21 protein-coding genes are annotated in these 16,750 nt (G+C 66.6%); 9 read left to right on the top strand and 12 right to left on the bottom strand.

The window, feature by feature from the left end; translation table 11 throughout:
- Nucleotides 1–89: 89 nt before the first annotated feature.
- Nucleotides 90–1,013 (top strand): ABC transporter ATP-binding protein, encoded by a 924-nt coding sequence (locus AC6LKD_RS03485; RefSeq protein ID WP_013394977.1) that lies wholly within the window; start codon nucleotides 90–92, stop codon nucleotides 1,011–1,013.
- Nucleotides 1,010–1,771, top strand: coding sequence for an ABC transporter permease (locus AC6LKD_RS03480; RefSeq protein ID WP_207469266.1), 762 nt, complete (start codon nucleotides 1,010–1,012; stop codon nucleotides 1,769–1,771). The genes AC6LKD_RS03485 and AC6LKD_RS03480 overlap by 4 nt, the downstream gene beginning before the upstream one ends.
- Nucleotides 1,772–1,798: 27 nt before the next feature.
- Here AC6LKD_RS03480 and AC6LKD_RS03475 read toward each other — a convergent pair whose 3' ends face one another.
- The 4 genes from AC6LKD_RS03475 to AC6LKD_RS03460 form a co-directional block, all read right to left on the bottom strand.
- A complete protein-coding gene (locus AC6LKD_RS03475; RefSeq protein WP_498115094.1) occupies nucleotides 1,799–2,497 on the bottom strand; it encodes a glutathione S-transferase family protein in 699 nt (232 codons plus the stop codon).
- A 113-nt stretch (nucleotides 2,498–2,610) separates the two neighbouring features.
- On the bottom strand, nucleotides 2,611–3,459 hold the full coding sequence (locus tag AC6LKD_RS03470) for an arylamine N-acetyltransferase family protein (RefSeq protein ID WP_498115109.1): 849 nt from the start codon (nucleotides 3,457–3,459) through the stop codon (nucleotides 2,611–2,613).
- Between the two features lie 16 nt (nucleotides 3,460–3,475).
- On the bottom strand, nucleotides 3,476–4,003 hold the full coding sequence (locus AC6LKD_RS03465; RefSeq protein WP_498115093.1) for a GNAT family N-acetyltransferase: 528 nt from the start codon (nucleotides 4,001–4,003) through the stop codon (nucleotides 3,476–3,478).
- 89 nt (nucleotides 4,004–4,092) lie between these two features.
- Nucleotides 4,093–4,587, bottom strand: a complete 495-nt coding sequence (locus AC6LKD_RS03460; protein WP_498115092.1) for a DUF2938 domain-containing protein — start codon at nucleotides 4,585–4,587, stop codon at nucleotides 4,093–4,095.
- A 79-nt stretch (nucleotides 4,588–4,666) separates the two neighbouring features.
- On the opposite strand from AC6LKD_RS03460, the gene AC6LKD_RS03455 reads away from it, so the two are divergent.
- Nucleotides 4,667–5,104, top strand: coding sequence for a helix-turn-helix domain-containing protein (locus tag AC6LKD_RS03455; RefSeq protein WP_013394971.1), 438 nt, complete (start codon nucleotides 4,667–4,669; stop codon nucleotides 5,102–5,104).
- A gap of 34 nt (nucleotides 5,105–5,138) precedes the next feature.
- On the opposite strand, the gene AC6LKD_RS03450 is transcribed toward AC6LKD_RS03455, so the two are convergent.
- Nucleotides 5,139–5,552 carry a DUF4168 domain-containing protein gene (locus AC6LKD_RS03450; RefSeq protein ID WP_013394970.1) on the bottom strand — a complete coding sequence of 138 codons (414 nt, stop codon included), beginning with the start codon at nucleotides 5,550–5,552 and terminating at the stop codon, nucleotides 5,139–5,141.
- Between the two features lie 211 nt (nucleotides 5,553–5,763).
- Nucleotides 5,764–6,576: a sulfite exporter TauE/SafE family protein gene (locus AC6LKD_RS03445; protein ID WP_498115090.1), complete on the bottom strand. Its 813-nt coding sequence runs from the start codon at nucleotides 6,574–6,576 to the stop codon at nucleotides 5,764–5,766.
- A 151-nt stretch (nucleotides 6,577–6,727) separates the two neighbouring features.
- Here AC6LKD_RS03445 and AC6LKD_RS03440 point away from each other — a divergent pair, with 151 nt between their 5' ends.
- Nucleotides 6,728–7,495, top strand: a complete 768-nt coding sequence (locus tag AC6LKD_RS03440) for an AraC family transcriptional regulator (protein ID WP_498115089.1) — start codon at nucleotides 6,728–6,730, stop codon at nucleotides 7,493–7,495.
- Nucleotides 7,496–7,558: 63 nt separating this feature from the next.
- A complete protein-coding gene (locus tag AC6LKD_RS03435; protein WP_498115088.1) occupies nucleotides 7,559–8,746 on the top strand; it encodes an FAD-dependent oxidoreductase in 1,188 nt (395 codons plus the stop codon).
- Between the two features lie 17 nt (nucleotides 8,747–8,763).
- On the opposite strand, the gene trhA is transcribed toward AC6LKD_RS03435, so the two are convergent.
- Complete coding sequence (trhA, locus tag AC6LKD_RS03430; RefSeq protein ID WP_013394966.1) at nucleotides 8,764–9,408, bottom strand: PAQR family membrane homeostasis protein TrhA; 645 nt, start codon at nucleotides 9,406–9,408, stop codon at nucleotides 8,764–8,766.
- Nucleotides 9,409–9,618: 210 nt separating this feature from the next.
- Between trhA and AC6LKD_RS03425 the strand changes: the two genes are divergently transcribed.
- Both AC6LKD_RS03425 and AC6LKD_RS03420 read left to right on the top strand, forming a co-directional pair.
- Nucleotides 9,619–10,701 carry an extracellular catalytic domain type 1 short-chain-length polyhydroxyalkanoate depolymerase gene (locus tag AC6LKD_RS03425; RefSeq protein WP_498115086.1) on the top strand — a complete coding sequence of 361 codons (1,083 nt, stop codon included), beginning with the start codon at nucleotides 9,619–9,621 and terminating at the stop codon, nucleotides 10,699–10,701.
- Nucleotides 10,702–10,839: 138 nt separating this feature from the next.
- Nucleotides 10,840–11,361: a DUF1993 domain-containing protein gene (locus AC6LKD_RS03420; protein WP_498115085.1), complete on the top strand. Its 522-nt coding sequence runs from the start codon at nucleotides 10,840–10,842 to the stop codon at nucleotides 11,359–11,361.
- Here AC6LKD_RS03420 and AC6LKD_RS03415 read toward each other — a convergent pair.
- Together AC6LKD_RS03415 and AC6LKD_RS03410 are read right to left on the bottom strand one after the other, a co-directional pair.
- Complete coding sequence (locus AC6LKD_RS03415) at nucleotides 11,358–11,861, bottom strand: VOC family protein (protein WP_498115084.1); 504 nt, start codon at nucleotides 11,859–11,861, stop codon at nucleotides 11,358–11,360. The genes AC6LKD_RS03420 and AC6LKD_RS03415 overlap by 4 nt on opposite strands.
- Nucleotides 11,862–11,915: 54 nt before the next feature.
- On the bottom strand, nucleotides 11,916–12,272 hold the full coding sequence (locus AC6LKD_RS03410; protein ID WP_013394962.1) for a DUF1428 domain-containing protein: 357 nt from the start codon (nucleotides 12,270–12,272) through the stop codon (nucleotides 11,916–11,918).
- Between the two features lie 169 nt (nucleotides 12,273–12,441).
- Between AC6LKD_RS03410 and AC6LKD_RS03405 the strand changes: the two genes are divergently transcribed.
- Nucleotides 12,442–13,422 (top strand): GlxA family transcriptional regulator, encoded by a 981-nt coding sequence (locus AC6LKD_RS03405; protein ID WP_041654061.1) that lies wholly within the window; start codon nucleotides 12,442–12,444, stop codon nucleotides 13,420–13,422.
- A gap of 60 nt (nucleotides 13,423–13,482) precedes the next feature.
- On the opposite strand, the gene AC6LKD_RS03400 is transcribed toward AC6LKD_RS03405, so the two are convergent.
- Entirely contained in the window at nucleotides 13,483–14,037 is a 555-nt protein-coding gene (locus tag AC6LKD_RS03400; RefSeq protein WP_498115083.1) for a hypothetical protein, read from the bottom strand.
- 350 nt (nucleotides 14,038–14,387) lie between these two features.
- On the opposite strand from AC6LKD_RS03400, the gene AC6LKD_RS03395 reads away from it, so the two are divergent.
- A complete protein-coding gene (locus AC6LKD_RS03395; RefSeq protein ID WP_041654058.1) occupies nucleotides 14,388–14,867 on the top strand; it encodes a thioesterase family protein in 480 nt (159 codons plus the stop codon).
- Between the two features lie 15 nt (nucleotides 14,868–14,882).
- On the opposite strand, the gene AC6LKD_RS03390 is transcribed toward AC6LKD_RS03395, so the two are convergent.
- Nucleotides 14,883–15,758, bottom strand: coding sequence for a TauD/TfdA dioxygenase family protein (locus AC6LKD_RS03390; RefSeq protein WP_498115082.1), 876 nt, complete (start codon nucleotides 15,756–15,758; stop codon nucleotides 14,883–14,885).
- Nucleotides 15,759–15,772: 14 nt separating this feature from the next.
- Complete coding sequence (locus AC6LKD_RS03385) at nucleotides 15,773–16,741, bottom strand: Bug family tripartite tricarboxylate transporter substrate binding protein (protein ID WP_013394957.1); 969 nt, start codon at nucleotides 16,739–16,741, stop codon at nucleotides 15,773–15,775.
- Nucleotides 16,742–16,750 lie beyond the last annotated feature (9 nt).

The raw sequence follows: 16,750 nt of genomic DNA, 5'->3' as shown, positions 1-16,750 counted from the left end.
TCCGCCAAACACACTGTTCCGTCACACCGAACAAGCCTGTCACGCATGACGGTTAAAATCCCTGGCTATCCATCCAGTCGGGGGCGCGTGTGCAGCCGGTCATTTCAGTTCAGGATCTATCCAAACGGTACGCATCCGGATTCCAGGCGCTCAAGAGCGTGAACCTGGACATCCGGCGCGGCGAGATCTTCGCCCTGCTCGGGCCCAACGGCGCGGGCAAGACCACGCTGATCAGCATCATCTGCGGCATCGTCAATCCCACCGCCGGCCGCGTGCTGGCCGACGGCCACGACATCGTCTCGGAATTCCGGGCGGCCCGCGCCAAGATCGGCCTGGTGCCGCAAGAGATCTCGACCGACGCGTTCGAAAGCGTCTGGAACACGGTCAACTTCAGCCGCGGCCTGTTCGGCAAGCCGGCGGACCACGCCTACGTCGAGAAAGTGCTGCGCGACCTGTCCCTGTGGGACAAGAAGGACAGCCGCATCATGGCGCTGTCCGGCGGCATGAAACGCCGCGTCATGATCGCCAAGGCGCTGTCGCACGAACCCGCCATCCTGTTCCTGGACGAACCCACCGCCGGCGTGGACGTTGAACTGCGGCGCGGCATGTGGGAAATGGTGCGGCAGCTGCGCGAAAGCGGCGTCACCATCATCCTGACCACGCACTACATCGAGGAAGCCCAGGAAATGGCCGACCGCATCGGCGTGATCCGCAAGGGCGAGATCATCCTGGTCGAGGAAAAGCACGCGCTGATGGCCAAGCTGGGCAAGCGCCAGCTGGCGCTGACCCTGAAGGCGCCGCTGCCCGGCATCCCCACGGCGCTGGACGCCTTCCAGCTGGACCTGTCCGACAACGGCCACAAGCTGGTCTACACCTACGATAACCAGGGCGGCGGGGAAATCTCCCGGCTGCTGCACGAACTCGCCCGGCTGGAGATCGAATTCACCGACCTGAATTCGTCGGAAAGCTCGCTCGAGGATATCTTTGTCAGCCTGGTGCACGGTCAATCATGAACTTCTACGCCATCCGCGCTATCTACCTGTTTGAAATGGCCCGCGCCTGGCGCACGCTGATGCAAAGCGTGCTGTCGCCCGTGATCTCCACCTCGCTGTACTTCGTGGTGTTCGGCTCCGCCATCGGCTCGCACATGGTCGAGATCGACGGCGTGAGCTACGGGGCCTTCATCGTGCCCGGCATGATCATGCTGTCGCTGCTGACGCAAAGCATCGCCAACGCGTCCTTCGGCATCTACATGCCCAGGTTCTCGGGCACCATCTACGAAATCCACTCGGCGCCCATCTCCTACGTGGAGATCGTCATGGGCTACGTTGGGGCCGCCGCCAGCAAGTCCATCATCCTGGGGCTGATCATGCTGGCCACGGCGCGCCTGTTCGTGTCGTTCGAGGTCGCGCATCCGTTCTGGATGCTGGGCTTCCTGGTGCTGACGGCCGTCACCTTCAGCCTGTTCGGCTTCATCATCGGCATCTGGGCCGACGGCTTCGAGAAGCTGCAGATCATCCCGCTGATGATCATCACGCCGCTGACCTTCCTGGGCGGCACCTTCTATTCGATCAAGATGCTGCCGCCGTTCTGGCAGACCGCCACTCTGTTCAACCCGGTGGTCTACCTGGTCAGCGGCTTCCGCTGGGCCTTTTATGGCGTGTCGGACGTCAGCGTCGGCGTCAGCGTGGGCATGACGCTGGTGTTCCTGCTGGCCTGCCTGGTCGGCGTGCGCTGGATCTTCAAGACCGGCTACCGGCTGAAGACCTGACGCCCGCCAACGCGGGGCAGGCGCCTCTCAGGATTGCGCCGTCGGTGCGCGGCGCGCCAGGCCGCCGTAGGCGTCGAGCAGCCGCTCGCGCCAGGCATGGACTGGGTCGTCCCCGGCCAGCAGTTCCAGCGCGCTGGTGCAGCGCGCCCACATGAACATGCCGAACACGGCATAGTCGGCATAGGCCGGCTGCTCGCCCGCCAGATAGGGCTGCTTGCCCAGCATCTGCCGCAAGGGCAGCAGCGCGGAACGCAAGGCGGCAACCTGATCCTCGTAGCCCGCGGGCAGGTCTTCCAGCTTGCCGAAGCGCTTTTCCCGCGTGGCGCGAAAATAGTCCCGGTCTTTTTCATGGATCAGGCCGTGGATGCTGGGCAGCAGCAGCCGCGCCAGCGTCGGCACCAGCGTGGTGTCGGCCCATGAATTCGCGAACAGGCTCAGCGCGCGGCCGCTGGCGCCGCCGAACAGCGAGGGCCGCTCGGGGAAGGTGTCTTCCAGATAGCAGGCGATCTGCCAGGAATCGCTGACCACATGCGTGCCGTTGACCAGCACCGGTACCAGCTTCTGGCCGGAAAAGTCGATCGCTTCCTTTTCCGTGAAGCGCCAGGGCACCGTGGTCGCGCTCAGGCCCTTGTGGGCCAGGGCCATGTGGGTCTTCCAGCAATGCGGGCTGAAGCGCAGCGAGGCATCGGCGCCGGCCAGGTCATAGAGGGTGAGTTCCGGGGTCAAGATACTGCGCTCCTTCTACGTGTCGGTGAGGGAATCCGGAATAGGATAACCGGTTGCGCAGGCAGCAAGGCTGACTGGCGCCCGACAACGCGCGCGCTGGCCGTTCGGCAAGGTCAGCCTGGAGCGAGTTCGGCGACGCCCGCTTCAGCGCTGTGCGCCGCGACACGCCGGAACAGGCTGACGGCTTCATCGAGGCCAAGATCGAGGTCGAAGCGTTGCCGCAGGCATGCTGCCCACGCCGACGCGTCGGCATATTGATGCTTCTGCAGGCTGCCGTCGTTGTCGCGGCGGGTGTAGGTATCGTTCACCATCAGTTCGCGGGCGCCGGGCTGGGTGCGGCTGATGAGCAGGCTGTTCAGGAACACCGACTGGGGATGGGTCGAGGTGTACCAGTTGCCGATTTCAAAATCCACGTCGGCCGCGGGTTCCAGCGTGTAGCGATATACCGTCTGCCAGCCGGCGGACGTCTGGAACTCCAGGCTCAGCTCATCTCCCGCCTGGGCGATGCGGAACACGCCGTGGGGAGTGGTTTGAGCGATACCGGGCAGGAATTCCAGAGGGGCGGTCTGCGTAGTGGATCCGAAGGCTACGTCGGCGAACCAGCTGCGGCCCTCCAGTTCCACGCGCAACAGCATATGGGTCAGCCCCGTGTGGATTTCCGCGGGCACCTGCCAACGCACCCGCGCGATCAGCGGGGTGACGTGAAAGCCCATCTGTCGCAGTACGGCGAGTAGCAGCGTGTTGTGCTCGAAGCAGTATCCGCCGCGCCGCCGCGCGATCATCTTTTCAACAAGGGCGTCCAGGTCCAGTGGAACGCGCTGGCCGGTATACGGCGCCAGGTTTTCAAACGGGATGGCTTGCGGATGCAGCAGATGGAGTTGCCGCAGCGCGTCCAGCGTGGGTTCGACGGGGCCGTGATAGCCGATGCGGTCGAAGTAGTGTGCGAGGAAAGCGTCTGGAATTGCAGTCATTCAGGGTCTACCCAAGTTTGCGGCCCAACAATTGGCCGGGCCAACCGTTTACGTCGAAGGTCGAGATCCGGGCGTAGCCGCAGGATTCATAAAAGCGCACCAGGGCTTCGCTGCCGCCGCCGTAGCAGTCCACGCGCAGGCGGTCCACCCCCGCGGCACGCGCCTGGTCATCGGCAAAGGCCAGCAGGCGTCTGCCGATGCCGCGCGCCCGCGCATCCCGGGAGGCGACGAGCAGTCTCACGTAGACTTCCGGGCCGGTCGCCGCGGGCACGTAAGGCATGGCGTCGCCCAACACCAGCGCGCCATGGATGCCGCCTCCCGGCCCCTCGGCCACCCAGGCCCCGGGCAGCGCGCAGGACTCCGTCACTCGTGCGATACGCTGCGGCAACGCCGACCAGGGCTCGCTTCCCCATTGGCCCTCGTTGCCCATGCCGACGAACCAGGCAATCACCTCGTCGAAGATCTGCAATACGGCGGGAGCATCCTCCACGCTCGCGCGGCGGATCGTCAGTTCGTCAGAGGGTTTTGCGGTCAAGGTCAAAATTCCTCCGGGTCTGGGTCGTTCAGGGGATTCCTGCTCGGCTCCATCTTAGATGGCTCGGCCTGGAGCATGCCGGGAAGGCGTCAGTCCCACACCAGCTTGAGCAAGGCGGCGGACAGATAAAGGCCGTACCCGAACACCGCATGCGTCACCAGGCTGCGCAGGCGGTTCTTCCAGGGCGTAGGCGTGCGGGATGCGGCGATGCCCGCGCCCATGGCGGGCTGCATCAGGAAGAAGGGCATGACGACGGTCGCCAGGCCCACGGCCACGGCAGGCAGCCAGGTGGGATCGCGCAGCCACGCCGCGCCCTGGACGCCGATCAGCAGCGCGGCGAAAGCGAGGCCCACGGCGTAGTGGATCGTCCACCCCAGAGGTGATTCGCCGGGTATGGGCTCGGCCCGGCCGATATTGGCGTGCGCGTATGTGCCCAGGCACAAGTGGCCGGCCCAGCGGCCAACCATCGCGTAGCCCAGCGTGGGCATGCCCAGGGCCTTCTGGAGCATGGCCCACAGGTCCATCACGACGGTCGCGCCGATCCCGATCAAAACTACTTTTGCCGCTATTTCCATCGATATCATGTCCGGTCCTTGCATTGATGAAATCATCGTATGCGGGCATGATAAAAGTTGAAGTCAACTTCAAGTCAAGGAGAGCGCCATGGATATTTCGGAAGTGGTCCGGCGCACGGGCCTGCCGGCCTCCACGCTGCGGTTCTATGAAAATAAGGGCTTGATCGCGGCGGTCAGCGCCGCCGGCGAGCGTCGGCGCTTTGCGCCCGGCGTGCTGGATCAACTGGCGCTGATTGCGCTGGGGCAGGCCGGCGGCCTGTCGCTGGACGAGATCCAGGCCATGCTCACCCCCGAGGGAGCGCCGCAGGTGGACCGGCAGTTGTTGCTGGACAAGGCCGACAGCATCGACGCGACCATCAAGCGCTTGCGGGCCATGAGCCAGGGCTTGCGCCATGCCGCGGTATGTCCGGCCCCCAACCATGCGCAATGCCCGACTTTCCAGCGCCTGCTCAAGGCCGCGGCGGGCAGGGTGAAGCAGGGCAGGACGGCAACCGGAAAACAAAAAAACGCCACCCGTCCAGAGTAGGACGGATGGCGCCAGGGCTAGCTCTCGGAGAGCCTTACTTCGCGGCGGGGGCGCCCTTGCCCATGCTCATCAAGCGTTGCTTGAGCTGGGGGTCCTGCTGTATGGCCTGGCCGATGCCGTTGAATTCCTCGACGCTCAGGCCGTCGGCCTGCACCAGCTTCACCATCTTGGCGTCGGCTTCCTCAACGACCTTCTGCTTGGCCTGATCCGTCTTGGCGGCGTCGACCTTGGGGCGGTATTCGTCGACGACGCCGGAAATCTTCTGCGATGCCGAAGCGAAACGCTGCAGTTGCTGGTCGGTCGGCTGGATCGCGGGCGGGGGCGCCATGCGCGGCTGGGCCTGGGTCTGGCCTTGGGCCTGGCTGGCTTGCTGCGCAAGGGCGGGAGCACCGGACAGCGCCGTCGCCAGCACGGCGGCGGACAGGAATGCATAAGTGGAACGCTGCATGAAACCTCCTTGTTCCGGTTGAATGTCGGGCCATGATGACAACCCGGCCCGCCTCGGGGCAAGTTTCGCGATGTGTTTTCCTGTGTCGGCAGGCCACGGGATGCGCAAGCGCCCTGGGAGGGAGCCCCCCAAGGGCGCGGCGGAAACGTTTTGCGCGGTTTCGTAGTCGCTGCTGGCCGCGATGTTTCCTTAGGTTTTTGCGGGACGGGTCCTAGATGAGCAGCATGCTCAGCATCACCAGCGCCAGCAGCAGCACATAGACCCGGGCGTGCAGATGGTCCGGGATGCGCGGGATCAGCGGCGCGGCCAGGCGGATGCCGGCCAACGAGCCCAGCGCCAATGCGGCGAAGGCCAGCAGATCCACATAGCCCACGATCCACGGCGCCAGGGGCGCGGCCAGGCCGCCGGCTGCCGCCATGTAGGCCAGCGTTCCCACCACCGCCACGGGCAGCGTCAGCGGATTGGCCATCGCCGCCGCCTTGGCCATGGGCAGGCCGCGGCGCCGCAGCAGCGGCACGGTCATGACGCTGCCGCCCACCCCCAGGAAGGCAGCGACCACGCCGATGGCCAGGCCGCCGCCCACCAGCACGCCGTGGCCCAGCGGACGGGGCCGCTCGTCCCCCTGCGCCATGAAGCCCTGGCGCAAGAGGCAGTCCAGGATGGTCACGCCCAAGTAGGCGATGAAGGCATAGCGCACCAGATCGCCGCTGGCGCGGGTGGCGGCCAGCGCGCCCAACGCCGCGCCCACGGCGATGAAGCCGGCCAGGGGCCACACATAGGCGCGCAGGATGTTGCCGGCGCGCTGGTGCTTGCGCGTGGCCGCGATCGAATTCACGATCATGACGCAGGTGGACGTGGCCACCGCGATGTGCATGGCCGCCAGGCCGATGGCGTCGTGCGCCCCGTGCGCGGACGTCAGCACCGCGTACAGCACGGGCACCACGACGAAACCGCCGCCGAAACCGAACAGCACGGTGGTCACGCCGCTCAAGCAGCCGAACAGGGCCAGAATCAGATAAAGCATGCTGCGTCCTTCCAGGGAAAGCAGTCACGATACGGCTGCGGGCTGTGGCCCGCTTTCGAGGATGAGACAATAATGTTCGAGTTTCGGCCAATCGACCTGCCCGGCAGGTGGTATGAACAGGCCATGAGTCCCAGGCCATGAGCCCCAGACGATGCGCAATACCCACATCGACCGCTACGACCATCTGGACCGCGCCGTCGTCGCCATCGGCAACGACTATCCGCCAGGCCGGCTGTTGCCGGCCCACGCGCACCGCCGCGCGCAACTGCTGTATGGCGCCACCGGCGTCATGCACGTGGTCACGCGCGACGGCAACTGGGTAGTGCCGCCGCAGCGCGCGGTGTGGATCCCGGCGGGCGTAACGCACCAGGTCCGCATGCTGGATGTCAGCACCCGCAGCGCCTACATCGAGCCCGGAGCGGCGCGCGCGGACCGGCAGGCCTGCGAAGTGATCGAGGTCTCGCCGTTGTTGCGGCAGCTGCTGCTGGACGCGGTGGACATGCCGGCCGAGTACGACCTGGCGGGGCGCGACGGCGCGCTGGCGGCCCTGCTGCTGCATGAGGTCGAGCGCGCGCCGGTGCTGCCGCTGCATATCCCGCTGCCGCGCGACAAGCGCCTGGCGCCCTTGTGCAGGGCCTTCATCGCCGCGCCAGACGCGCGCGCCGCGCCGCAAACCTGGGCCGAACGATTGCATATGAGCCCGCGCACATTCAGCCGCCATTTCCGCCAGCAGACGGGCATGGCGTTTTCGGAATGGCGTCAGCGCGCCTGTGTGGTGCTGGCCTTGACACGGCTGGCCGCGGGCGATCCGGTGACCGCCATCGCGCTGGATTTCGGCTACCAGAGCCCGGCGGCGTTCTCGACGATGTTCCGGCGGGTGCTGGGCCGTCCGCCGACGGAGTACCTGCGCGAAGCGTGAAGGCAGTTGGTACTATGCCGGCTCCCGCGGCAGCCCCTTCGGGCAGCCGGGCTAGGCCACTCCATGACTACTACGCAATCGCCGCTATCCATCGGCATCGCCGGCGCAGGCAGCGCCGGACTCGCCGCCGCGCTGGCGCTGGCGCAAGCCGGCCATCGGGTGCGCGTCTTTGAAAAGCACCAAGGGTTCACCACGCTGGGCGCCGGGCTGCTGCTGCAGCCGCCTGGCGTGCGCGCGCTCAAATCGCTGGGCGTCGACGTCGCGGCGCTGAACGTGGGCGCGCCGATCGACCGCCTGCTGGGTCTGTCGCATCGCGGCTGGCGGGTCGTCGACATCGATTACGTGGGCGACGGCGCGCGGGCGGTGACGCGGGCGGCGTTGGGCGGGGTGCTGTTCGAGGCGGCGCGGCGCGCGGGCGCCCTGTTCTCGTTCGGCTGTCCGGTTGAGACGCTTGCGACCCGCGAGGGCAGGGCGCACGTGACGCACGGCACGGGCGAAGCCCGGGCCGAGTCCAGCTTCGATGTGTTCGTGGTGGCCGACGGCGCCGCCTCCGCGCTGCGCGAGCAGGTCGGGCTGGCGGCGAGTTCGCGCGTCTACGCGTGGGGCGCGTTGTGGGGCCAGTTCTGGACGCCCGATTGGGCTGGCGCCACACAGCTATTGCAGCGCTTTCGCGGCACCCGCGAAATGATGGGCCTGCTGCCTACCGAGATCGGCCCGCGGGGCGTGCGCCTGTCGCTGTTCTGGAGCATCCGCCACGATGCCCTGCCGGCCTGGCGCGCCGCGCCCATCGGCGCCTGGAAGGAGCGCATGCTGTCCCTGTGGCCCGAGGCCGCGCCGGTGGTGGACCAGATCACGCGGCACGACGATCTGGCGGTGGCTACCTACCGCCATACCTGGCCGCGCGGATTGGCCGCGGGTCCGTATTGCGCCGTGGGAGACGCGGGCCACGCGATGAGCCCGCAACTGGGCCTGGGAACGACCCTGGCAGTGCTGGATGCGTTGGCGCTGGCGCGGAACCTGGCGCAGCATGGCGCGGCCGCCGGGCCGGCGCGCTACGCCCGCAGCCGGCTGCTGCCTTCGCGCATGTACCAGACGCTCAGCCGCGCCTTGACGCCTTGCTTCCAGGCGTCGGGGCCGGGGCTATGGCGCGATCTGCTGTTCGGCGGCGGGCTGTTGGTGCCCGGCATGAAGGCGCTGATGAAGCGCGGACTGCTGGCCATGCCGCAGCCGGGCGGACCGGGCCGCGGCTGAGCGTTGCGGGGCGGCGCTCAGGCCGCGTACCAGAGCACGGCGAAGAAGTGGCAGGCCGTGCCTGCGAGCACGAACAGATGCCAGATGAAATGGCTGTAGCGCCAGCGGTTGTCGAGCACGAAGAACACCACGCCGCCGGTGTAGGCCAGCCCGCCCGCCACCAGCCACCACAGGCCGCCGCTGGGCACGCGCTCGATCAGGGGATTGACCGCGATGATGACTAGCCAGCCCATCGCCAGGTACAGGCCCGTGGAGATGGCGGGACGGTTGAGCCGCTTGCTGGCTTTCAGCCCTACGCCCAGCAGCGCCATGCCCCAGACCAGGCCGAACAGGGTCCAGCCCCAGGGCCCGCGCAGGGCGCCCAAGGCGAAGGGCGTGTAGGTGCCCGCGATCAGCAGATAGATGGCGGAATGGTCCAGCACGTTGAACAGCTGCTTGGCGCGGCTCTTGGGCAGCGCGTGATAGATGGTGGACGCCAGGTACAGCAGGCACATCGTCGCGGCGAAGACCGCAGCGCCCGCGATGAAGGCGGCGTCGCCCTGGCGCACGGCGGCCAGGATCAGGATGGGAGCGGAGGCCAGGGCGCCCGCGGCGCCGACGCCGTGGCTGATGGCGTTGGCGATTTCCTCGCCCAGGGTCTGGGGTCTGTCGTTGGGGAACATGAATGCGTCTTGGTTGGTTCAGGTGTACACCTTAGGCGCTTTGGCGCGGCGGCTCAAGCCGACAAGCGGGCTTGCCGCGCGCAGCGTGCAGCCCGCTTGATCTACTGCAAATCGGGGGAAGCGCCGGCGCGCGAAAAGGGCTGTCTGGAAGTTACTCTGTGATACATTCAGCGCGCAAGCAAACGCAGGTTTACTGGCCGAGGCCTCGCAATGGCGCGCAGTTTTACCAATCTGTTTTTCAAGGCCGCGAAGAAGATCGGCAAATTGCAGCGCGCCGCCATGCGCATGGCCGTTCCCAAGACCGCCAAGAAGCGCGGCGCGCCCAAGCGCAAGGCGGCCAAGCCGGCGGCGGCCTCTGCCTCGCGCAGCGCCGCCGCGCCTTCGTTGGGGGCGGGCCGCTGGGAAGCCTCCCGGCAATTCTCGGACGGGCAAGGCCGCCGTCTCACCTTCGCGCGCTACACGCCCGCTGCCGCGCCGCGCGCCGGCATGCCGCTGGTGGTGATGCTGCACGGCTGCAGGCAGACCTCGCTCTCGTTCGCCCGCGGCTCGCGCATGAATCAATGGGCCGACGCGGGTGGCTTCATGGTGCTGTATCCGCAGCAGTCCATGGCTCGTCAGGTGCAGCGCTGCTGGCGCTGGTTCCAGCCGGACGACGCGCACGGCGGGGCGGAAGCCGATCTGATCGCCGCGCTGATCCGCGCGGAGTGCGCCAAGTATGCCTTGGACCCCGAACGCATCTACATCGCAGGCCTGTCGGCGGGCGCAGGCATGGCCGCGCTGGTAGCCTTGCGGCATCCGCGCCTGATCGCTGCGGTGGCCATGCATTCCGGGCCGGTGGCCGGCGACGCCCACAGCGCCACCGGCGGCATCGGCACCATGCGGCGCGGCGCGCTCAAGCCGCTGTTGCCCTTGCTGGAAAAGGTCGCGGATCCGGCCGTGTTCCGGCTTGGCATGCCCGCCATGATTCTGCAAGGACAACTGGACCCGACGGTGGCGCCGCGCAACGCCAGGCAACTGTTTGAACAGTTCCGTGCCGTGAACGACCTGCCGCCGGAAAGCGTGCCGGTCGAGCGCGTGCTGGGCCTGGGTACCGACAAATCCTACCGCCGCGTGGACATGCTGCGCGGCAGCCGGACAGTGCTTCGGCTATGCGAAATCACGCTGGTGGAGCATGCCTGGAGCGGCGGCGATGCCTCGGTGAGGTATCACGCGCGCAGCGGGCCGGACGCCTCGGCGTTGATCTGGCGCTTCTTTCAGGGGCAGCGCCGCGTGGCCCCCGGCCAGGCGGAATAGGCCAGGGTCCGGGCGCCGCGTTTTCGAACGCATAAGGGGCCGGAGCCCGGCCTCGGGCGCGGCGGTAAGATCAGCGTATTCCCCGGCGCGCCGACGCGTCCCGCGCGGGCCGCCCAGTTCTTGTCCGGAGTCCCCATCATGTCTCTTTCCATGTACCAGGCCAGCGTGCCTGCCTTCGTCCGCGGTCTCAACGTCCTGGCCGCGCTGCTGCAAAAGGCCGCCGATCATGCCGCGGCCGCCGGCATGGATCCGGCCGAGCTCATCAATGCTCGCCTGGCCCCGGACATGTATCCGCTGAGCGGCCAGATTCAGCGCGCCAGCGATGCGTCCAAGTTCGCCGTGCAGCGCCTGTCGCGGGTGGAAGCGCCCAAATTCCCCGACGAGGAAACCACTTTCGAGCAATTGCAGCAGCGCATCGCCGCCACCATTGCGTACTTGCAGGAGGTGGCGGCGGATAGGCTGGATGGAGCCGAAGGCCGCAAGGTTTCGCTGGCGTTCGGCGACTTCAAGCAGGAATTCCGCGGCGACGACTATCTGCTGACGTTCGCGCTGCCGAACTTCTACTTCCACGTGACGACGGCGTACGCCATCCTGCGCCAGGCGGGAGTGAAGATCGGCAAGCTGGATTTCCTGGGACCGTATCCGCAGCCGGCCGCTTAACCCTGTTTCTTTGACGGATCGCCGCAGCCTTCCATCGGACCCATCTTCGCCATGTTCTCCTGCACCTCTTGCGGCGTCAGGTCGAACTTGTGCGTGGCGATGGACCAGCGATGGCCGCAAGGGTCCACCACCTGCCCATAGCGGTCGCCCCAGAACATGTCCGCCACGGGCATGGTCACCTGGGCCCCGGCCGCCACCGCCTGCTTCATGGCGGCGTCCACGTCATTGACGTAGAGATGCAGCGTAACGGGCGTGCCCTTGAGCGCCTTCGGACCCAGGCTGCCCCATTCGGGGAAGTCGTCCATCAGCATCATGACGGAATCGCCGATGCGTATGGCGGCATGCATGATCTTGCCGTTGGGGCCGGGCAGCCGCGCCAGCTCCTCGGCGTTGAAAGCCTTTTTGTAGAAGTCGATGGCATCCGCCGCGCCTTCGCACACGATGTGCGCGGTGAGCGTGTGCATGCCTTCGGGGATGGGTTTGCTTGCAGGATTTGCCATGGGGGGTCTCCAGAATGTTCAGTTTGAAAGGGCGGGGAAGGATTTCCGATCGCCTCAGTTTCCTACCAGCGTGGTGAAGCCGCCCCAGCACATGCGCTTGAAATCGAACACGCCTTCGCAGCAATTTTCCCCAAGGCGGGGGTCAGCCATGACCTTGGCATTGATCTCGTCGCGATCCGCCTTGCTGGCGTAGGTGATCCACGCGAACACCACCGTCTCCCCCTCGCGCGCGCCGGCGGCGGCGCTGAACGAGCCAGCGCCTTCCTTGTCGATATCTTCCGCGACGCATTCGCGGTAATCCAGCGCGCCATACTCCAGCCAGACTGTCTGCGCCTGTTGGGCCATCTTCCGGTAGGTTTCGAGGTTGGCCTTGGGCACCGGCAGCAGGAAACCGTCTACATACTTTTCCATTAGTAACTCCTTGGATCCACGTTGTTCTGTTCCGCGCCAGGACGCCCGCAAGCCGCCTCTGCGCAGCCCGGATCTCATTCCGGTAAGTGTCACTGTATCGAGATCGGCAGCGATTTCCGATAGGCAATTGCGACAATCTTGAGGGTGGATTGCGACAGCCGGCGGGGGTATGCTTTGCAGGATGAAAAACGTCGCTTTCCTGCTGCCCCTGGGGGCGAACATTGCCTCGCTGGAAACCGCCAGGCATGGCTTTCTGGTCGCCAACGAATACTTGGCCGCGCATGGGCGCGAACCCCGGTTCACGGTGCGCACCCTGGCCCTGACCCGCGAAGTCCGCCTGGACCAGGGCCGCATCACGGTGCAGGCCGACATGGTCCTGGCCGATGCCCATGACATCGACATCTGCATCGCGCCGCCGTTGCTGGGATCGGTGTCCGACGCGGTGCTGTCCAACCGCGAACTGATCGAATGGCTGTCGCGCCATCACCGCGAGGGCGGCGAAGTCGCCAGCCTGTGCATGGGCGCCGCGCTGCTGGCCGCGGGCGGCGTGCTGGACGGCCAGCAGGCGGTGGTGCACTGGGTGGCGCAGAACCTCTATGCCAGCCTGTTTCCCAGCGTGCAATGGGTCAGCGACCGCATCGTCATGGCCGATAACGGCATCTACACCAGCGGCGGCGCGTTCTCCGCCGCGCATCTGGTGCTGCACCTGATCGAAAAGTACACCGATCGCGATACCGCCATCTGGTGCGCCAAGTATTTCCAGCTGGACTGGAGCCGCCAGAGCCAGCTGCCGTTTACGGTGTTCATGGGGCAGAAGTCCCACGCCGACGAGGTCGTGCGCGCGGTGCAGGACTACATCGAAGGCCGCTACACAGAAAAGATCACCGTCGAGGAACTGGCCGACCGCCACGCCATGGGCCGCCGCACGCTGGAGCGGCGCTTTCGCCAGGCCACGGGCAACAGCATCGTGGAATATGTGCAGCGGGTGCGCGTGGAAGCCGCCAAGAAGCGGCTGGAAACCTCGCGCAAGAGCGTGGCCGAAGTCATGTACGAAGTCGGCTACAACGACACCAAGGCCTTCCGCGATATTTTCAACAAGTACTGCGGCATGTCGCCGGTGGGCTACCGCGAACGCTACCACTTCCAGTAGCTGCTGCAGCGCCGATACCGCTACGCCCGCGTATCGCGCGGCCCGCCGATTCGAGGCGGCCTACCTCAGCGTTGTCGCCGACACCCGGTCCGGATACCAGGCGGTGAATTTCATCGCGCCGGCCAGCGCCGCCACCGTCACGGCGATCGCGATGGCCTGCGGCAGTTGCGGCCTGTACAGCAGCAGCACGTCCGCCGCCACCATGGTCGCGAAGGCCAGCGCCCAAGCCATTGCGACGGCATAGTTCATGCGGGCGTAGCGGCGGTTCTTCCAGACATACTCCGGTTCTTTTTCCCGCGCGTACTCCAGGGTGAATGGCCGGCGCAGCGCCAGGGTCAGCAGCACCAGGACCAGCATCCCGGCGTCGACCCGCAGGCGCGCCTGCGCGATCGTCCAGGAATCGCCGTCCACCATCGGGGCATACAGGGTCAGTCCCATGAACAGCAGCAGCGTGCCGGTTTCCAGGATCTTGATGCGCCGTTCGGGGCTGAGCCAGTCGCGCAGCACCAGCCCGGCGGATACGAAGGTGCCGGCCGCCAGTCCTTCCAGTACGCCGACGGTTCTTTCTATGATGACAAACACGATGAATGGCGTGAACGCCAACAGGATATTCATCTTGGTTCCCCGACCTTGAGCGCGCGCCTCTGCGCGTTTGCAGCGTCGCCTTGAGAATCAAGACGCGAACTTGTCTACTTACGCCTGTCCGCCAGGGTGCGGTATATGACGCCGTTCGCCTATCGTCTGGATGGCGGGGCGCGGATGGACCATTTTCCCGGCGGCCTGGCGTTCCATCCGCCATCTGGCCGGCGCCGGCCAGACGGGAGGAACTAGTGCGAGGACGGCGTGCAGTCCGTGGGGCTTACGACCTACGGCTTCCTCCCCGGTACGAAGCCGCCGGCGTTGATCCGCCGGCCGGCCTCGGCTAATGTCATGCGTTGAGCGAAAACCCTGTCCCCGAGGAAGCCATGACATCAGCCCTCCCGTCCACGACCCTGAGCGTGGATCCCGCCTGGATCGACGAGTACGGCCACATGAACGCGGCCCATTACGTGGGCATCTTCGACCGCGTCGGCTTCCAGCTGCTGCGCGAGGTCGGGGTAGGGTTGGACTACACCGAGGCCACGCGCTGCGGCATCTACACGATGAACGTGCACGTGGCCTATCTGCGCGAAGTGCTGGCGGGCGATCCGCTGGCACTGCGTATCCGCCTGCTGGAAGCGGATGACAAGCGCCTGCTGTGCCTGATGGAGTTGATGCAGACGCGCGACGGCTACGTCGCGGCCACGATGGAGCAGTTGTCGCTGCACGTGGACCTGGAAACGCGGCGCGCCAAGCCGTTCCCGCCGGAGTTGGCGCAGCGGCTGGCGCGCACGGTCGCAGAGCACGCCGCCCAGCCGCTGCCGGCAGGCTATCGGCGGCTCTTGCCGCTGAAGCCGCCGCGCTGAGCCATTCCGGATAGCCTAGCGCGCGACCGCGATCGGCCGGTCGCCCGAGATCGTGGTGCGGTGCATCTCGCGGTCGAAGCCGTCGTAGTCGTTCATCGCCAGGTGCTGGGTGCAGCGGTTGTCCCACAGCGCCAGCGAACCCGGCGTCCAGCGGAAGCGGCAGGTGAATTCCGGCCGCGCCGCGTGGCGGTACAGGAATTGCAGCAGGGGTTCGCTTTCTTCCTGGGTCATGCCGTCAAAGCGCAGCGTGTACGTGCCGTTCACATACAGCGCCTTCTTGCCCGTGGCCGGGTGCACGCGCACCACGGGATGGACCACCTCGCTGACGGCGCGGTCGTCGGTGCGCACGTCCATCTTGTGGGCTGGGTCGCCGTTGTTCACCACCGCGCCGCCCGCGCCATAGGAGCGCACCGCGCTGTGCACCGCGCCCAGCCCGTCCAGGATCTGCTTCAGCTTGTCCGACAGGGCGTCGTAGGCGCGGTACATATTGGCCCACATGGTGTCGCCGCCATAGGGCGGTATGACGCGGCCGTATAGCGCCGAGCCCAGCGGCGGCTCCTCGGCGTAGCTCATGTCCGTGTGCCACAGGCCGCCGAACAGGCGCCGGGTGGTTTCCGACTTGCCTTTCATCACGGGCAGGATGGTCGGGTGTCCGTCCAGCGCCCGCACGAACGGCACTTCCAGCAGCTCGCCGAAGCGCGAACTGAAATCGATGTGCTGCTGCGGCGTCAGCTGCTGGTCGCGGAAGAACACCACCAGATGCTCGTGCAGCGCGGCGCGCACGTCGTCGAATTGATCGTCCGACAAGGGCCGCGACAGATCGATGCCGCGGATCTCGGCGCCCAGTGCGCCAGCTATCGGTTGGGTTTCCAGATGGCGATACGTGCTCATGCTTGTCTCCTTGCTTATTGAAGCTTGATCTGCGCCTTGCTGACCAACGCGCCCCACTTATCGGTTTCCGCCGCGATGTAGCGGCCGAAGTCTGCTGGTCCCTCGGCTGAAATGATGCCGCCCATGGCGTCTATCTGTTCGCGCACGTCGGGCATGGCCAGCACCGCCAGCAGTTCCTTGTTCAAGCGCTCGATGATGGGCTTGGGCGTGGCGGCCGGCGCCAGCACGCCGAACCAGCCGGCGATCTCATAGCCCGGCAGGCCGGCCTCGGCCATGGTCGGCACGTCGGGCAGCTGCGGCGAGCGCGCCGTGCTGGTGATCGCCAGCGCCCGCAGCTTGCCGGCCTTCACCAGTTGCAGCGCCGAGGGCATGTTGTCGAACATCATGGGCACGTGGCCCGCCACCGTGTCGTTCAGGCCCGGCGCGCTGCCGCGGTAGGGCACGTGGGTCAGGCGCACGCCCGCGGACGAGGCGAACAGTTCGCCCGCCAGGTGCAGCGAGGTGCCCGCGCCGGGCGTGGCGTAGTCCAGCGGCGCTTTCGACTTTTTGGCGTAGGCGATCAGTTCCTGCACCGAGCGCACCGGTACCGAGGGATTGACCACCAGCAGGTTGGGCACGCTCATCAGCATCGTGACGGGTGCCAAGTCCCGCTGCGGCTTGTACGGCAGGTCCGGATAAAGCGCGGGGTTGATCGAGATGGGGCCGATATTGCCCATCACGATGGTGTAGCCGTCGGCCGGCTGTTTGACGGCGAAATCGGTGCCTATGTTGCCGCCAGCCCCGGCCTTGTTCTCGACGATGACGGGCTGGCCCAGCCGCTCACCGAGCTTGTGGCTGACCAGCCGGGCCAGCATGTCCGTCGATCCGCCCGGCGGATAGGGCACGATCCATTTGACCGGCTGCGCAGGCCACGTTGCTTGCGCCGCGGCGGATCCCGTACAGAACACGAGACCCGCCGCCAAGGCGAGTGCGATGCGTTTCATTGATATGTC

This window comes from Achromobacter sp. D7-1 (assembly GCF_059760445.1).
Note: the sequence above shows the minus strand (reverse complement) of the source record. Positions and strands in the feature narration are given on the sequence as shown.

Coding starts and splice junctions, on each gene's coding strand:
- AC6LKD_RS03435 (WP_498115088.1), top strand. CDS start 7,559: ATGACTACTACGCAATCGCCGCTATCCATCGGCATCGCCGGCGCAGGC.
- AC6LKD_RS03415 (WP_498115084.1), bottom strand. CDS start 11,861: ATGGCAAATCCTGCAAGCAAACCCATCCCCGAAGGCATGCACACGCTC.
- AC6LKD_RS03445 (WP_498115090.1), bottom strand. CDS start 6,576: ATGCTTTATCTGATTCTGGCCCTGTTCGGCTGCTTGAGCGGCGTGACC.
- AC6LKD_RS03400 (WP_498115083.1), bottom strand. CDS start 14,037: ATGAATATCCTGTTGGCGTTCACGCCATTCATCGTGTTTGTCATCATA.
- AC6LKD_RS03395 (WP_041654058.1), top strand. CDS start 14,388: ATGACATCAGCCCTCCCGTCCACGACCCTGAGCGTGGATCCCGCCTGG.
- AC6LKD_RS03420 (WP_498115085.1), top strand. CDS start 10,840: ATGTCTCTTTCCATGTACCAGGCCAGCGTGCCTGCCTTCGTCCGCGGT.
- AC6LKD_RS03410 (WP_013394962.1), bottom strand. CDS start 12,272: ATGGAAAAGTATGTAGACGGTTTCCTGCTGCCGGTGCCCAAGGCCAAC.
- AC6LKD_RS03440 (WP_498115089.1), top strand. CDS start 6,728: ATGCGCAATACCCACATCGACCGCTACGACCATCTGGACCGCGCCGTC.
- AC6LKD_RS03450 (WP_013394970.1), bottom strand. CDS start 5,552: ATGCAGCGTTCCACTTATGCATTCCTGTCCGCCGCCGTGCTGGCGACG.
- AC6LKD_RS03425 (WP_498115086.1), top strand. CDS start 9,619: ATGGCGCGCAGTTTTACCAATCTGTTTTTCAAGGCCGCGAAGAAGATC.
- trhA (WP_013394966.1), bottom strand. CDS start 9,408: ATGTTCCCCAACGACAGACCCCAGACCCTGGGCGAGGAAATCGCCAAC.
- AC6LKD_RS03385 (WP_013394957.1), bottom strand. CDS start 16,741: ATGAAACGCATCGCACTCGCCTTGGCGGCGGGTCTCGTGTTCTGTACG.
- AC6LKD_RS03460 (WP_498115092.1), bottom strand. CDS start 4,587: ATGATATCGATGGAAATAGCGGCAAAAGTAGTTTTGATCGGGATCGGC.
- AC6LKD_RS03455 (WP_013394971.1), top strand. CDS start 4,667: ATGGATATTTCGGAAGTGGTCCGGCGCACGGGCCTGCCGGCCTCCACG.
- AC6LKD_RS03390 (WP_498115082.1), bottom strand. CDS start 15,758: ATGAGCACGTATCGCCATCTGGAAACCCAACCGATAGCTGGCGCACTG.
- AC6LKD_RS03405 (WP_041654061.1), top strand. CDS start 12,442: ATGCTTTGCAGGATGAAAAACGTCGCTTTCCTGCTGCCCCTGGGGGCG.
- AC6LKD_RS03480 (WP_207469266.1), top strand. CDS start 1,010: ATGAACTTCTACGCCATCCGCGCTATCTACCTGTTTGAAATGGCCCGC.